Here is a 13980-nt window from a genome sequence, read left to right as displayed (position 1 = left end):
CGAGTCGTTCACGATGTATATGAACAATTACGTTGTCGTAGCCATTTTTCTCATTCTTGGTGTATTGCTTCCTGTTGTAGCACTTACAGCAGGCCGTTTCTTGCGTCCTTACAAGCCGCTGGATGAGAAGTATACTACTTATGAGAGTGGTAACGAACCGGTCGGTGAGAGCCATGTGCGCTTTAACATCCGGTATTACTTATTTGCGCTGATGTTTGTCATTTTTGATGTGGAAACTGTGTTTTTGTACCCATGGGCCGTTGCTTTTAAGCAACTCGGCTTGTTTGCTGTTGTTGAAATGGCGATTTTCGTTGGCCTGCTTGTGGTTGGATTAATTTATGCTTGGAAGAAGAAGGTGCTGCAATGGACTTCAATCTAGAGTCAATTAGTCCGGAAGAAAGAGAAGAGCTGGAGCGCAATGTGTTTATGACAACGCTTGAGCAGGTAAAAGCTTGGGCAAGAAGTAATTCGTTGTGGCCTTTAACCTTTGGATTGGCATGCTGTGCAATTGAAATGATGGGTGCGGGAGCTTCCCACTACGATTTGGACCGTTTTGGCGTTATTTTTCGGACTTCACCAAGGCAATCCGACGTTATGATCGTAGCAGGCACCGTAACCAAGAAGATGGCTCCACTGCTGCGCCGCCTGTACGACCAAATGCCAGAGCCCAAATGGGTAATTGCGATGGGCTCCTGTGCCACCGCCGGTGGACCTTACGTCAAATCTTATGCCGTTGTTAAAGGCGTGGATCAGGTCGTACCGGTTGATGTCTACATTCCAGGCTGTCCGCCGAATCCTGCTGCTCTGATTTATGGAATTAACAAGCTGCAGGAAAAAATTCGTTATGAGGCGAAAACCGGCAAGCAGGTGATCAATCGATGAGTGATGAGCAAAAGAAAGATGAATTGGATACAGATAAACGGAATACGGATAAGCTGAATACAGATAAACCTCTGAAGGAACCACAACCGAACGAAGAAGCGCCAAAAGCTGCTGCCGATGCAGCGGCAGATCCATCCGCTGTCACCAAGGAACCGGATTCAGCTGTCAGTTTACCAACGTCAGGGGAATCGCAATCAGCAGCTTCTGATAAGACGGGTAACCCAAGCACTGAGAAACCCTCAGCCGAAGCGAATGATGCATCAGGCGCAGCACCTGGGACTGCTGCATCTACAGTAGATGCAGAGCAGGAGGCAAAGGCTAAGGCTGACGCGGAAGCGCGTGCTGCCAGGGCTATCGCGCGAGCCAAAAGGGCTGAGGCAGCAGCAGGAGCGTCTCCTGCTGCTGCCTCAGGCACAGCTTCGACAGAAGCTCCTGCCGGTGACCCAGCGGCAGCGGATGATGAGAAGGAAGCGAAGGCGAAGGCTGCCGCAGAAGCACGTGCTGCTCGTGCCGCTGCCAGAGGCAAGAAAACAGAGGGTGAAGAGGACGCAGGGCCGAAGGTTCCTTCACCATTACAACCGCGGCTGGATCATTGGGTGAAGCTGATCAAGGAGCAGGTGGGCGAAGCCGCGATCGAAGAAGCCTTTATTAATGAGAGGGATGCACATCTGCCTTATGTGATCATTAAGAACGAACACTGGGCTGGAGTTGCACTATTGTTGAAGCAGCATTGTGAGCTAAAACTGAACTATTTGCGAAATGTTTCAGGTATTGATCAGGAAACTCACATGGAGGTTGCTTACCACTTGCTCAGTCTGGACACGAAGGCGGAAATGTGCGTGAAAGTGAAAACGTCTCGTGAAGCACCATCCATAGACTCCGTCACACCGATATGGCCAACCGCCAATTGGAATGAGCGTGAGATCTTTGATCTGCTCGGTATAGATTTTCCCGGACATCCGGACTTAAGAAGAATAATGATGTCCGACGATTGGGTCGGCCATCCGCTGCGTAAAGATTATGAAGCGCTTGATCCGGAGGTGTAGAAGCTTTTGATTAGAACGGAAGAATTGCTGTTGAATGTTGGACCTCAGCATCCTAGTACGCACGGGGTGTTTCGGATTGTGGTCAAGCTGGATGGTGAAATCATCACCCATGCTGATCCTGTTATGGGCTATCTCCATAGAGGGACGGAGAAGCTCGCAGAAAATTTATCGTATACCCAAATCATTCCTTATACGGATCGTATGGACTATGTTTCGGCGATGACCAATAACTATGTGCTTGTACACGCAGTAGAAAAGCTGATGGGATTGGAAATACCGGAAAAAGCTGATTTTTTGCGACTTATTGTGATGGAACTGCAGCGGGTTGCCAGTCATTTGGTATGGTGGGGAACTTATTTGCTGGATATTGGAGCGATGAGCCCGTTTTTGTTTGCATTTCGCGACCGGGAAATTATTATTGATCTGTTTAATGAATTGTGTGGTGCCCGTTTAACCTATAATTATATGAGGGTTGGCGGCGTGAAGTGGGACGCTCCCGAGGGCTGGATCGAAAAAGTACGCAAATTCATACCCTATATGAGAGAGAAATTGATTGAGTATGGTAATTTAGTCAGCGGCAATGAGATTTTTCTGGCACGGATCAAGGGTGTTGGTAAGTATGATGCAGAAACAGCGATTGCTTATGGGTTGAGCGGGGCTAATTTGCGCTGTACGGGAATCAATTGGGACATCCGCAAGGATCAGCCTTACTGCTTGTATGACCGGTTCGAATTTGATGTGCCTGTAGGTACCAAAGGGGACTGTTATGACCGCTATTTGCTGCGTTTTGAAGAGATGAGACAGTCGCTGCGGATATTGGAGCAGGCCGTCGAGCAGTTTCCTGCAGAGGGTGAGATTATGGGCAAGGTGCCACGTGTGCTTCGTGCTCCTGAAGGAGAGGTATATGCCCGAATTGAGTCGCCTCGCGGGGAAATCGGATGTTATATCGTGTCCAGGGGCAAGGATAAGCCCTATCGGTTGAAGTTTCGCAGACCTTCCTTTGTAAACCTGCAAATATTGCCCAAATTATTGGTTGGGGAAACTATGACCAACCTTATCACGATACTCGGAGGCATTGATATTGTCGTCGGGGAGGTGGACTGCTAATGGCCCAACTGTTAAATGAGCAGTTAACGTGGATCAACTTTGCAATTTTTTTCGCATGGGGCGTCGTCCTGCTGATGGTTGTATTAGGCTTCGTTACGTATGCGATTTATTTTGAGCGTAAGGTTATCGGCTGGATGCAGATGCGTATCGGCCCCAATCGGGTAGGTCCGCTCGGGCTCCTGCAATCGGTAGCCGATGTACTGAAGCTGTTGATCAAGGAGGATACAATTCCTCATAAGGCGGAGCGGGAATTGTTTATTTTGGCTCCGGTCATCACGTTTATACCGGCATTTGTCGTTATCGCAGTCATTCCGTTCAGCGATAGGCTGTTTAGTACGAACCTCAATATCGGGCTGTTGTTCTACGTGGCACTATCGGGAATATCAACGATTGGCATTGTGCTTGGAGGCTGGGCTTCCAATAATAAGTATGCATTAATCGGCGGTATGCGTTCCGCGGCGCAGATGATCAGCTACGAAATTCCGTTGGTCATTTCCGTTATCGGTGTTATCATGATGTCAAGCAGCTTGAACCTGAATGTAATTGCACAGGCGCAGGCGGGGGGATTCTGGCATTGGAATTTCCTGCCCCAAATTATTGGTTTTGCGGTGTTTGTAATCGCCGGAGTGTCAGAGCTGAACCGAACTCCATTTGACCTTCCAGAGGCGGAGTCAGAGCTGGTGGCGGGCTATCACGTAGAGTACAGCGGTTTCCGGTTTGCGTTCTTTATGCTTGCAGAATATGTTTATGTATTCGCCATTGCCGGACTTGCAACCACGCTGTTTCTTGGGGGATGGCATGCACCTTTTGCTTTTCTTGATTTTATTCCAGGCTTAGTCTGGTTCTTATTGAAATTCTCAACCATCGTTTTCTTCTTGTTCTGGATTCGGGCTACACTGCCGCGGATTCGCGTCGATCAATTGATGGGATTGGGCTGGAAGGTCCTTCTTCCGTTAGCGTTAATCAATGTGCTCGTTACTGCAGTTTATATGAGCATTAGCTGGTCATAGGCCCTTGCAGTCAGTGTATTTCTTCAAATAGGAAGGGTGAGAATTGATGAAAGGAATAATTAAAGGGCTTGGAGTTACCCTCAAAAGCATGACACAAAAAAAAGTAACCTATGCGTACCCTGAAGTACCGATAAAGATGCCGGACCGATTTCGGGGAATTCAACATTTTGATCCGGAAAAATGTATTGTGTGCAATCAATGTGCCCGTATTTGTCCAACTGAATGTATAACGCTAACAGGTAAAGCCAATCCAGATCCGGAGAAAAAGGGCAAGGTCATCGATACGTACGATATTAATTTCGAGCTTTGTATTTTGTGCGATTTGTGTACAGAGGTATGCCCGACAGAGGCTATTGTCATGACCAATAACTTTGAGCTTAGTGCTTACAGCCGTGACGATCTCTTTAAAAATATGGCATGGTTAAACGAAAACAATGTGAATGTGCGGAAGGAAAACAATTCAGCGCTTCCGAAAGGCGGGGCTAAGTAGCATGTTGAGCAATATGGGGACTTTTTTGTCCAGCGGCGAGAACATTGCCTTTTTCATCTTTGCTTTAATGGCTATCGGCGGTGCGATCTTTATGCTGAGCTTCACAAAGGTTGTGCATATGGTCGTAGCTATTGCAATGACGTTTATTAGTATGGCTGGCTTGTATGTCATTCTGAATGCTGAGTTTGTCGCTTTCGTGCAGGTGCTGATTTATGCAGGCGCCATTTCGATCCTGATGATATTCGGAATTATGATGACCAAGCATCAAGGTGAAGAGATCGAACCGAAACGGCCTGTGTACAATACACTGCTCTTCATCGGGGCAGCCGGTTTGTTCGGGGTCCTGTTCTACGCCATCCAAAATACAATGATGCCCACAGGTGAATTCAAGGACGTCACAGACAACACGCTGGAAATCGGGAAGCTGTTATTCATGCAACACGTCATTCCGTTCGAAATTATGTCTGTGCTGCTGACGGTGTCTTTTATCGGAGCTATTGTTGTGGCCAAAAGGGAGGAGGATTAATCGTGAGTGGACTGAGTGGATTAGCGATACCTTATCTGACACTGGCGGCTATCTTGTTCTGTATAGGGCTCTATGGCGCTTTGTCCAAAAAGAATGCGTTGATCGTGCTGCTGTCAATTGAACTGATGCTCAACGCAGTCAATTTAAATCTGGTTGCGTTCTCCAAGCTTGGGATACACCCTAACTTAACGGGACAGATTTTTTCTTTGTTCAGCATATCTGTCGCGGCAGCAGAGGTTGCGGTTGGTATTGCGATTTTGATCACGTACTATCGTAACAAAGGCACAACGGATGTTAATGAAATGAATTCGTTAAAACGATAAGACGTTGTTAATCGGGTTCATAACGCTTTCGATGTAGCTTGCTATGCAAGCTTTAGTAACGCTTTCGACGTGAGCTTGCTAAAGCAAGCTTTTAAGGAGGACTTAAATTCATGGTATCGGCCTACTCACAGTACGCCTGGCTTATCCCGTTGTTTCCGCTGCTTTCTTTTTTGATTATGACTGCTGTTGGTCGTCAATTGAAAGATGCAGGAGCCTACATCAGTATTGTTGCCATTTTCGCTTCCTTTGTAGTTTCCCTGATGATTTTTATCGAGCGTTTGGGTGGCAATATCGAAGATTATACGTGGAACAAGCTGCAGTGGATTAAGCTCGGAACGGGTTCCCTCACTATGGGATTCGAAATCACAAATTTAAATGCGCTAATGCTGGTTATTGTGACCTTGGTTAGCTTGCTTGTGAACCTGTATTCTAAGGGATACATGCACGGTGACGAGCGAATAAATGTATTTTTTGCTTACATAGCGCTGTTCACCTTCTCTATGCTGGGTCTGGTCATTTCGGAAAATCTGATCGAACTGTACATATTTTGGGAGCTTGTTGGGGTATGTTCGTTCCTGCTGGTCGGTTTCTGGTACTTCAAACCAGAGGCGCGTGCTGCTGCGAAAAAAGCTTTTATCGTTACACGGATCGGTGATGTCGGGCTGCTGATCGCGATATTGCTGCTGTTTTGGGCAATGCCGAATCATGCAATGGATTTCACCTCGATTCATAATGCATTTACTACTGGTAAAATTTCCGGAGGCACAGCTACACTGATTGCGATTCTGATCTTTGTGGGCGCTGCCGGAAAATCGGGTCAATTTCCATTTCATACCTGGCTTCCCGATGCGATGGAAGGGCCAACGCCAATCAGCGCCTTGATTCACGCGGCAACAATGGTTGCAGCTGGTGTATATCTGGTTGCCAGAACGTTTGATATTTTCCAGGCATCGCCTACAGCGCTTCTGGTCGTGGCATGTGTCGGTGGCTTTACAGCTATTTTTGCCGCAACGATCGGTACGGCGCAAAATGACATTAAGCGTATTCTTGCTTATTCCACAGTCAGCCAGCTCGGATATATGATGATGGCACTTGGAATCGGAACGTCAGTGGCTTATACGGCCGGTATTTTTCATTTACTGACGCATGCCTTCTTTAAAGCCCTATTGTTTCTTGGGGCTGGTAGTGTCATTCATGCTGTCCATACACAGGACATTCATGAAATGGGCGGAGTCGGCAGTAAAATGAAGGTTACCGCATGGACGTTTGGGATCGGAACGCTTGCGCTATCCGGTATTCCTCCTTTGTCTGGATTCTGGTCGAAGGATGCTATCTTGTCCGAAGCGTACTCGCACAATATGCCGTTATTTTGGGTAGGGCTTATCGCTGCGTTTTTCACCGCATTCTATATGTCAAGATTGTTTTTCCTTGTATTCATGGGCAAGCCGCGGCATCAAGTCAAGCTGCATGAGTCTCCAACGAGTATGACGCTGCCATTGATTGTTTTGGCCGTACTGGCTGTAGTTGCCGGATTTGTGTTTACACCGTTCAGTCCATGGCTGGGTACCTGGCTAAGCGGACATGCAGAGGCGGAACACGCCAATATCGTCGTGATGGTGCTGTCCACGCTGGTCGGTTTACTCGGTATCGGACTTGGTTATTTGGTCTATATCAAGCGTTCGATTCCAAGCGATGCCATATCCAGCCGCGCGCCGTGGCTCGTTCGTTTACTGCAGCGTAAGTATTATATCGACGAAATTTACCATGCTGTATTCGTAGAGCCGCTCAAAAGCCTTGGCAGTCTGCTCCACCTATTTGATGTGTATGTGGTAGATGGTATTGTTCGATTGGTAAGCTTCTCGGTGGTCGGCGTAGGCAGGGTAGGCTCGCGTCTACAAAACGGACATGTACAAACCTACGGGCTTGCAACGCTGTTGGGTCTGCTTATTTTGATCCTGGCTATAGCCGGAAGGAGGTTTATCAATGCCGGATAGCTTGCACCTCTTATCGCTCATTGCTTTTTCACCACTGATTGGTGTTCTAATACTTCTATTTGTGCCCAAAAATCAAGGGTTTTGGATCAAAACCATTGCGATCATCACGACACTTATCCCACTGGGGTTGTCCGCGTGGTTGTACGCGGCTTTTAATCAACAAGTGGCGGGTATGCAATTCAAAGAGGAATTAAGCTGGATTCAAATACCGCTAAATCACGAGGTATTAAACGGGATCACTTCATTTTTCTTTGAATTTAAATATGTGATGGCGGTTGATGGTTTTTCCTTGCCACTTGTCTTTTTGACGGCACTGGTCGCCTCGATGGCGGCACTTGCTTCGGTGTATATCAAAAAACGCTGGAAGTCGTATTATATTTTATTTTTGCTGCTGGAGACCGGAATGTTCGGTGTGTTTATGGCTCAGGATTTGTTCTTGTTCTTCGTGTTTTTTGAAATTACGATTATTCCGATGTTCTTTCTTATTGGGATATGGGGATACATGGATCGCGAAAGAGCGGCTAATAAATTTCTGATCTACAATGGGGTTGGCTCAGCCATCATGCTGATTGCTTTCCTGATTCTTGTCAGCACGGCGGGCTTTGGACAGATCTCGAATGAGACAGGAACTTCCTTATATTACAGCGGGGATATTAGCGTCATCACGAATCATCTGTTTGAGTCCGCAGACTCTTTTGTAAACCAGGCGGGTATGGAGGGTAATCCATTCTATATGGGCGCTGGCATGAAATGGACCTTGTTCATTATGCTGTTGGTTGCGTTCGGCATTAAGCTGCCGATTTTCCCTTTTCATACCTGGATGCTCAAGGTACATACAGAGGCACCGCCATCGATTGTCATGATCCACTCCGGTATTTTGCTGAAGATGGGGGCGTTTGGTCTAATCCGTTTCGGGATTCTGCTCTTTCCAGAGCAGGCGACGGCATGGGCGACAGTGTTGGCTGTGCTCGGCGTCGTTAACATTTTGTATGGGGCTATTCTGGCTTTTGTACAAAAGGATTTCAAGCTGGTGCTGGCCTACTCGAGTATAAGCCATATGGGTATTGTGCTGCTCGGTATCGCTGCGTTTAATACGATTGGGATGGAAGGCGCAGTTTTTCAACTGGTGTCCCATGGCTTGATCTCGGCGCTTATGTTTCTGCTTGTGGGAGCTATCTATGAGCGAACGAAAACAACGATGCTGGATGAGCTTGGCGGCTTGGCAAGAACGGTGCCTTTTATATCGGGGATTCTGTTAGTGTCCGGTATGGCTTCACTCGGTCTGCCTGGATTATCTGGTTTTATTAGTGAATTTCTTGTGTTTGTCGGTTTATTTCAAACTGCGAAGATCCTTACCGTGGTTGGAACGCTGGGTGTTATTTTTACGGCTGTTTACATCTTACGAGGGGTTCTGGGTATTACCTACGGCCCAACCAAGGTATTGCCCGAAGGTATTCGCGATGCGCGGTTAGTGGAGGCAATCCCGATGATCACACTGGTTGCTTTTATCGTCGTACTGGGCATTTATCCAGCCGTGCTCAGTGAACCTCTGCATCAAACCGTTAATGGCTTCGATCAATTTATCCATACAATAGCAAAGACAGGGGGCTAGACCGGTGGAACAACTACATCTCCAATGGAGCGATCTTGGATATATGACACCGGAGTTGACTCTGGTTATTGCTGCGGTGGTATTATCGTTGCTGGATCTGGTGCTGCCTAAGCGAATTAATCGAACCATGCTTGGCTGGTTATCCTTAGCGAGTATTCTCATTTCTATAGGCTTTGTTATTAGCTTCCTTCAGCCTGCGGAACCGAAGCAACTGCTTGGTCTTAGCTATAGAATTGATGATTTTGCCAATATCATCAAGCTGATTCTGCTTACAGGAGCGGGCTTTGTTACCTTTATGAGTATCGGCCTGATCAAAGAACGCGAAATCCCGCATATCGGCGAGTTTTTCTATTTGCTGCTTCCGGCAACATTAGGTGGTATGATCATGGCCTCCTCAGGGGACTTGATTACACTATTCGTAGGTCTTGAGCTGTTGAGCATTACTTCTTACATCTTGGTTGCGATGCGCAAAAAAGATCTACGAGCCAATGAGGGCGCTTTTAAATATATGGTGCTTGGCGGAATTTCCTCGGCTATTATTTTATACGGCATGTCCTTTTTATATGGAATGTCGGGATCGACCAATATTGCCGAAATTAGCAGTGCAATCGGTCAAAATGCGACGGATATGCTGCCCTTGATCTATGTTTCATTTTTCCTGCTGCTGGCAGGTTTTGGATTCAAAATCGCCGCGGCACCTTTTCATATGTGGGCTCCTGATGTGTATCAAGGGGCAGCTACGCCAGTTACGGCTTTTCTGGCTGTCGTGTCGAAGGCTGCAGCTTTTGCCATCACCTTCCGCATCTTGTATGTGGTATTTGCAGTAGGGCCTTTGAGTCAACTGCCGATTCATGGAGATGTGCTGCTATCGTTGATGGTGGTTGCTGCGCTTGCGATGGTCATGGGTAATTTTACAGCGCTTCGTCAAACCAATATGAAGCGACTACTGGCATATTCAGGTATTGCCAATTCCGGTTACCTGTTGGTACCGCTGGCAATCTATTTCTCTGATGTCCATTTCTCCAACTTTTCGGAGTTCGCCTTTTACTTGATTGCCTACCTCTTTATGAACATCGGAATCTTTGCTGTTGTGATGATTATCGAGCATTCTACAGGTGATGAGACAACGAGTGGTCTTGCCGGGTTGTACTATCGGGCACCAGCAACTGCAGTGGGTACTGTGTTTCTCGTGCTTAGCTTGGCGGGACTGCCGATATCGGGTGGGTTCTTCGGTAAGCTGTACATTTTACTTGGAACCCTGCAAACACACAATTATTGGCTGGCCGCGGTGATGATCGGGACGAGTGTCGTCTCTTATTACTATTACTTTGGATTGATCCGTCAAATGTTCATGCGTAGTGATATGGAATCACGTGAGGTATTCATTACATGGCCGCTCGGTATTACGCTGTGGTTGTGCGTAGCAGCAAGTATTGTCATGGGTGCTGTGCCGCAATGGGTGCTGAACTGGATTGAACAAATATTTACGCTAACTCAGGATTTGCTGTTCATTGGCTGATCCTGTCTGGTTAGGAATACAAGCCCGATAGCTGCGCAATTTGCGCGCTTGCCGGGCTATTTTTATTACATAAAAATTGATCCGTTTTCAGCGGAGCTGAGGGATTCTTATGTTTCAAGAAAACGTACCTCTGAACTGCGGTCGCTCATCTTTGAAAGGCCTTGAGAGAGGGTTTTCTTACTGCTTGTATATGGACCAATCGGCTGTTCATTTCAGAGCCTTCATCTCCATAAAAGCAGCGACATTAGTCACCACTTGGAAAGAGCATTAACGGCTGTAAAGATAATTCGAGTCCACCTGTTTGCTGAATGAGTCTCTTGGGTAATTACCAGCATGTAATGTTCATAAAACCTCCACTATTTACTATCCCTTTTTCTTCAATCAAGGCAGGTAAATCATAGCTCACTATCGAATACAAGAAGGCTACACCATAATGAAGGAAAAGGAATCAAGGATATGCTTCTTAAACAAGTCATCGTGAAGCTGCTACATTGTATTATCGGAGTTGCTCTGTTCACCTCATTCTCGGGTATTATTCATGGAGAAGAGCAAGCTGTCACCATTGCTGCTAGCGGTGATGATCCATTAGCGGTAAAGCAGTCCTATTTAAAACAAATCCACGCTGAGGAAGCTTGGGACACAGTTAAGGAAAACAATACCATTACAATTGCTATTGTCGATACAGGTGTTGACTTAAAGCATCCTGATCTCGTGTCTAACCTTGTTCCTGGAGTAAATCTGATCAATAGTAAACGAACACCGCAGGATGATAATGGTCATGGCACGAATGTTGCAGGGGTAGTTGCTGCAGCAGGAAATAATGACATGGGAATTACTGGTATTTTGTGGAAAACCCAAATCATGCCGATTAAAGCGTTGGAGGCAGATGGTTCTGGCGGCGAGGCTAAGCTTGCTGAAGGGATTCGATACGCAGTTGATCATGGCGCCAAGATTGTCGTGTTATCTCTCGGATTAAATAAGTATTCCACCCTCATGAGCGAGACTGTCAAATATGCGGAGGAACATGATGTACTGCTGGTAGCAGCAACGGGCAATGAAGGTAACAGTGTCAAGTATCCCGCTGCCTACTCTACCGTATTGGCTGTTGGCGGGATGACAGCAGACCGTGTAGCAGATGCCCGTTCCAACAAAGGAATGGAGATTGATCTGGTAGCCCCTTGGGATGTGTTTACAACAGCTCTTGGGGGTTCTTATGAGTATAAGGATGGTACCTCCATGGCTGCGCCCCAGGCAGCAGCTGTTGCAGCTCTGGCGTGGAGTCGGCACCCTGAGCTGAAAGCTTACCAAATTCGTCAGCTGCTCAGACAGACGGCAGATAATCTGGGATCATCTGGCTGGAACGCTTCCACAGGTTATGGCTTGCTGCGTGCGGATCGTGCTGTCAATGAAGCGCCGCTGCTGGATATGTATGAGCCCAACAACCGCAAGGATCAGGCTAAATCGATATCCATAAGCAAGATGCTGACGGCTTCCTTCTCGGATGGTTCCGATCCGGATTGGTATTACTTTGATGCTCCTTATGATGGAACTGCTCAACTGACGTTTGATTTAGCTGCGGACCAGCAGGTTGCCGTACAGCATACAGATGTTACCGGCGCATTTACCAGTGTGACGGCGATTCCGGGAACTCCAGTCAATTTGAAAGTAAACAAGGGCCGCAGCTATGTGCTGCTTCAGCTCGCTAATCGCAATGGGAAGCAGGAGGTTCCTTACAAGCTTACAACTGCTTTTCAAATTTATCGTGATCAATTTGAAGATAATGACCGACAGTTCAAAGCTTATGTGCTGCCATCCAAAAGTCAGAGTCTGACCGGCACCTTTCATCAAAACGAAGACCAGGACTGGTTTGAATTTCCTGTTGAGCAATCAGGCAGCTTGAGTATTGAAGTCAGCGCGGATACGGCAAGAATGGATCTGGTGCTGTTCGTACAAAAGCAAGGTGAAAAAGCCTATACGGTGGACGAGAACGAGGATGGGGGCTCAGAATCCTTGGTACTCCCCCAAGTGTTTCCGGGAAATTATTATATCCGGATTACGAACGTGAAGGACTACGCATTTCCTATTGCAGGCGAGTACACGCTGAAAATTAACTATGATGTCAAGCAAATGGATCCGAATGAGCCGAACAATCGATCTTATCAGGCAACAACGGTTTCCTTAGGCACAGCCTATTATGGTTTAATTGATAAAGTGGATGATATGGACTGGTTTCAATTCAAGCTGGATGAGGAGAGCATGACCGAGATCGAGCTCACGGATGTACCGGATGGCTCGACGATGTTTTTAGCCCTATTTGATGGGGCCTTGAAGCCTGTGTATAATACGGATGGAGCACTTGAAATCAGGGCGGCACAGCGCTTATCAGCGGGAACTTATTATGTGAAGCTGAATGCGAACCAGCCATTTGACCGCAGTCTGTACCAATTCATTGTAAATGCTAAGCCGTTAACAGGCGGATTTTCAGATATTCGCGGACATTGGGCACAGGATGCGATTCTTTCTATGAGCGCCAAGCAGATCGTCAATGGCTATGATAATTACACATTTCGACCTGACCAAACGATTACACGGGCCGAAGCGACGGCCATATTGGGGCGTGCCTTTCAGCTAACGCAGTCCAAAGCCATTGCTTATACGGATCTTACAACTAAACACTGGGCATATGATTGGATCGCTCGCGCAGCAGGGCGAGGCATTATCGATGGCTATCCGGACCGCTCGTTTGCTCCTGACCAACCGATTAGCCGAATGGAAATGACCTCTATGATGGCGCGGAGCATGAATATAACGGGCAATCAGCGAGGTGCAGTACCTTTTACTGATGTGGATGACCAGTATTGGGGTGTCGGCATATTAAGGCAAATGAAAGCTGGAGGCTGGATTGGCGGATACGCTAATGGTTCCTTCCGTCCTGACCAACAAGCTACACGTGCTGAATTCATTACCATGCTGACGCAAATACTCGGTAACCGCTCTTAAGCGAATGAATGGATCAAGATTGTAATAAAGGAGTCTTCACATGGATTATGTGGAACAAATGAATTCCTCACTTGGTATGAATGGCTTACTAAACATCTTTATTGCTTTGTTCTGTATAGGATTCTCCTGGTGGGCGCTGCAAGAGCTGCAGTTGGAACGAATATTGAAAAGACCCAGAGGCATGCAGGCCAAGCTGCTGCAAATTTTGCTTTCTATTGCATTGGGCTATCAGGTTGCCAAATTTATCATCGATTATTTCCATTGGTCCACTTGGCTGCCGGGGATGTTTTGAGTCGAATTCCGCATAAACAAGGTGGATTTTGTCAACAATGGTTAGTATAGCGACCTTAAATTTTTAGTTGGTTTCGAATCCTATCTTACAGATCAGATAGATAAATCAAATTTACACGCTGCAGGTTCAATGCTAAACTAGACAAAGCTTGCATAGAAAACAGCGCAGAGGGGGACCAT

The 13980-nt window shown here is 46.9% G+C and carries 13 protein-coding genes; all 13 read left to right on the top strand.

The window, feature by feature from the left end; all coding sequences use genetic code 11:
* Positions 1–13: 13 nt before the first annotated feature.
* The 13 genes from NST47_RS00850 (at position 14) to NST47_RS00790 (ending at position 13801) form a co-directional block, all read left to right on the top strand.
* Positions 14–379, top strand: coding sequence for an NADH-quinone oxidoreductase subunit A (locus tag NST47_RS00850; RefSeq protein ID WP_076233541.1), 366 nt, complete (start codon positions 14–16; stop codon positions 377–379).
* Positions 364–882, top strand: a complete 519-nt coding sequence (locus NST47_RS00845; RefSeq protein ID WP_341153542.1) for a NuoB/complex I 20 kDa subunit family protein — start codon at positions 364–366, stop codon at positions 880–882. Before NST47_RS00850 ends, NST47_RS00845 begins: the two co-directional genes overlap by 16 nt.
* Positions 879–1928: an NADH-quinone oxidoreductase subunit C gene (locus tag NST47_RS00840; protein WP_341153541.1), complete on the top strand. Its 1050-nt coding sequence runs from the start codon at positions 879–881 to the stop codon at positions 1926–1928. The genes NST47_RS00845 and NST47_RS00840 overlap by 4 nt, the downstream gene beginning before the upstream one ends.
* 6 nt (positions 1929–1934) lie before the next feature.
* The gene (locus NST47_RS00835; protein ID WP_076233538.1) at positions 1935–3035 is read left to right on the top strand and encodes an NADH-quinone oxidoreductase subunit D; all 1101 of its coding nucleotides are present in this window, start codon (positions 1935–1937) and stop codon (positions 3033–3035) included.
* Positions 3035–4045, top strand: coding sequence for an NADH-quinone oxidoreductase subunit NuoH (nuoH, locus tag NST47_RS00830; RefSeq protein ID WP_341153540.1), 1011 nt, complete (start codon positions 3035–3037; stop codon positions 4043–4045). Before NST47_RS00835 ends, nuoH begins: the two co-directional genes overlap by 1 nt.
* A gap of 46 nt (positions 4046–4091) precedes the next feature.
* Complete coding sequence (nuoI, locus tag NST47_RS00825; RefSeq protein WP_076233536.1) at positions 4092–4535, top strand: NADH-quinone oxidoreductase subunit NuoI; 444 nt, start codon at positions 4092–4094, stop codon at positions 4533–4535.
* Between the two features lies 1 nt (position 4536).
* Entirely contained in the window at positions 4537–5061 is a 525-nt protein-coding gene (locus NST47_RS00820) for an NADH-quinone oxidoreductase subunit J (protein WP_341153539.1), read from the top strand.
* Between the two features lie 11 nt (positions 5062–5072).
* Positions 5073–5384: an NADH-quinone oxidoreductase subunit NuoK gene (nuoK, locus tag NST47_RS00815; RefSeq protein ID WP_341159577.1), complete on the top strand. Its 312-nt coding sequence runs from the start codon at positions 5073–5075 to the stop codon at positions 5382–5384.
* Between the two features lie 110 nt (positions 5385–5494).
* Positions 5495–7378 carry an NADH-quinone oxidoreductase subunit L gene (nuoL, locus tag NST47_RS00810; RefSeq protein WP_341153538.1) on the top strand — a complete coding sequence of 628 codons (1884 nt, stop codon included), beginning with the start codon at positions 5495–5497 and terminating at the stop codon, positions 7376–7378.
* On the top strand, positions 7368–8990 hold the full coding sequence (locus NST47_RS00805) for a complex I subunit 4 family protein (RefSeq protein ID WP_341153537.1): 1623 nt from the start codon (positions 7368–7370) through the stop codon (positions 8988–8990). The genes nuoL and NST47_RS00805 overlap by 11 nt, the downstream gene beginning before the upstream one ends.
* A gap of 43 nt (positions 8991–9033) precedes the next feature.
* Complete coding sequence (locus NST47_RS00800; protein ID WP_341159576.1) at positions 9034–10509, top strand: NADH-quinone oxidoreductase subunit N; 1476 nt, start codon at positions 9034–9036, stop codon at positions 10507–10509.
* Positions 10510–10965: 456 nt separating this feature from the next.
* Positions 10966–13509, top strand: a complete 2544-nt coding sequence (locus NST47_RS00795) for a S8 family serine peptidase (protein WP_341153536.1) — start codon at positions 10966–10968, stop codon at positions 13507–13509.
* Positions 13510–13549: 40 nt separating this feature from the next.
* Positions 13550–13801 carry a DUF1146 family protein gene (locus NST47_RS00790; protein WP_076233530.1) on the top strand — a complete coding sequence of 84 codons (252 nt, stop codon included), beginning with the start codon at positions 13550–13552 and terminating at the stop codon, positions 13799–13801.
* Positions 13802–13980: the final 179 nt, after the last annotated feature.

The sequence above is a fragment of the Paenibacillus sp. FSL H8-0034 genome (genome assembly GCF_038000305.1).
Classification (GTDB): domain Bacteria; phylum Bacillota; class Bacilli; order Paenibacillales; family NBRC-103111; genus Paenibacillus_S.
The sequence above is the reverse complement of the archived record's forward strand: the minus strand, read 5'-3'. Positions and strand labels throughout refer to the sequence as shown.

Excerpts from the sequence above, each read along its gene's own strand:
- NST47_RS00850 (WP_076233541.1), top strand. The coding sequence starts at position 14 with ATGTATATGAACAATTACGTTGTCGTAGCCATTTTTCTCATTCTTGGT.
- NST47_RS00845 (WP_341153542.1), top strand. The coding sequence starts at position 364 with ATGGACTTCAATCTAGAGTCAATTAGTCCGGAAGAAAGAGAAGAGCTG.
- NST47_RS00840 (WP_341153541.1), top strand. The coding sequence starts at position 879 with ATGAGTGATGAGCAAAAGAAAGATGAATTGGATACAGATAAACGGAAT.
- nuoH (WP_341153540.1), top strand. The coding sequence starts at position 3,035 with ATGGCCCAACTGTTAAATGAGCAGTTAACGTGGATCAACTTTGCAATT.
- nuoI (WP_076233536.1), top strand. The coding sequence starts at position 4,092 with ATGAAAGGAATAATTAAAGGGCTTGGAGTTACCCTCAAAAGCATGACA.
- NST47_RS00820 (WP_341153539.1), top strand. The coding sequence starts at position 4,537 with ATGTTGAGCAATATGGGGACTTTTTTGTCCAGCGGCGAGAACATTGCC.
- nuoL (WP_341153538.1), top strand. The coding sequence starts at position 5,495 with ATGGTATCGGCCTACTCACAGTACGCCTGGCTTATCCCGTTGTTTCCG.
- NST47_RS00805 (WP_341153537.1), top strand. The coding sequence starts at position 7,368 with ATGCCGGATAGCTTGCACCTCTTATCGCTCATTGCTTTTTCACCACTG.
- NST47_RS00800 (WP_341159576.1), top strand. The coding sequence starts at position 9,034 with ATGACACCGGAGTTGACTCTGGTTATTGCTGCGGTGGTATTATCGTTG.
- NST47_RS00795 (WP_341153536.1), top strand. The coding sequence starts at position 10,966 with ATGCTTCTTAAACAAGTCATCGTGAAGCTGCTACATTGTATTATCGGA.
- NST47_RS00790 (WP_076233530.1), top strand. The coding sequence starts at position 13,550 with ATGGATTATGTGGAACAAATGAATTCCTCACTTGGTATGAATGGCTTA.